Origin of the sequence: Exiguobacterium sp. SH5S13 (assembly GCF_004337085.1) — a bacterium.
Classification (GTDB): Bacteria; Bacillota; Bacilli; order Exiguobacteriales; family Exiguobacteriaceae; genus Exiguobacterium; species Exiguobacterium aurantiacum_A.
On sequence record NZ_SJUS01000069.1, the window covers coordinates 1 to 921 of the forward strand.

Genomic DNA, 921 nt, shown 5'->3' on the forward strand with positions numbered 1-921 from the left:
ACAAGCATCACCTCGCGATGACGGAAGAAGGCATCATCACGGCCGTCGTCGTCACGTCAGGCGAGGCGGCGGACGGGAAGCAGTTGACTCGCCTCATCGAGAAGAGCCACGCCGCCGGCGCCGAGTTTGACCATATCGTGGGCGATGCGGCCTATTCGGGCCGAGACAACCTGATCTATGCCGCCTCACAAGGATGCAAACTCGTCGCGCCTTTGAACCCTCAGCTTTCGTCCGCCGCCACGAATCGTGCCGAGGGATTCACCTACAACAAAGACGCTGAACGCTACGTCTGTCCCGCCGGGCACATGGCCATCCGGAAGGCCCGTACAGGGACGAAGAACATCGGGAAGAATCAAAAAGAGACACATTACTTCGACATCAAGTTATGCAAGCAGTGTCCGTTGCGCGAGGGATGTTACAAGGATGGGGCGAGATCGAGAACACACAGCGTGACGCTGAAGTCGAGGGAGCACAGTGACCAGCTCGATTACGAGCAGACGGATGAATTCAAAGAGTATCGTCGCAAACGGTTCGCCATCGAGCCGAAGAATAGCCAATTGAAGAACCCCCAAGGTCTGGCGCGAAACAAAACGTCAGACCTAAAGGGCATGACCTTACAGAGCGTGATGGCCATCGTCGCGGTCAACCTGAAGCGAATCATCGCTCTCAGGGGAGAACAAAAGGAATAAGGGCAAGGAAAAAGAGCGATTGTCCCGACTTGAGTCGGTCCAATCGCCCTTTTTTCTGTTCACGCTCGGATAGAGCGGAGGTTTTTCAGTGCCCTCCTTTTCAAAGAGGGCACTGAAAAACTTCATCTGCTTTCATTGCCCTTCGAGCCGCCCTGTCCGGCACGCCGCTTTCCTGGGGGCGGTCAGCGAGCCGCATCGCGACGATGTCGCTGCTGGGTCTCGCCTTGCCCGC

General features: G+C 56.8%; 1 protein-coding gene. It reads left to right on the forward strand.

All coding sequences use genetic code 11. From position 1 onward, the window contains the following. Nucleotides 1-689: transposase (locus tag EVJ30_RS15025; protein ID WP_145963179.1), on the forward strand; the 689-nt coding region annotated here is incomplete at its 5' end. Between the last annotated feature and the right edge of the window lie 232 nt (nucleotides 690-921).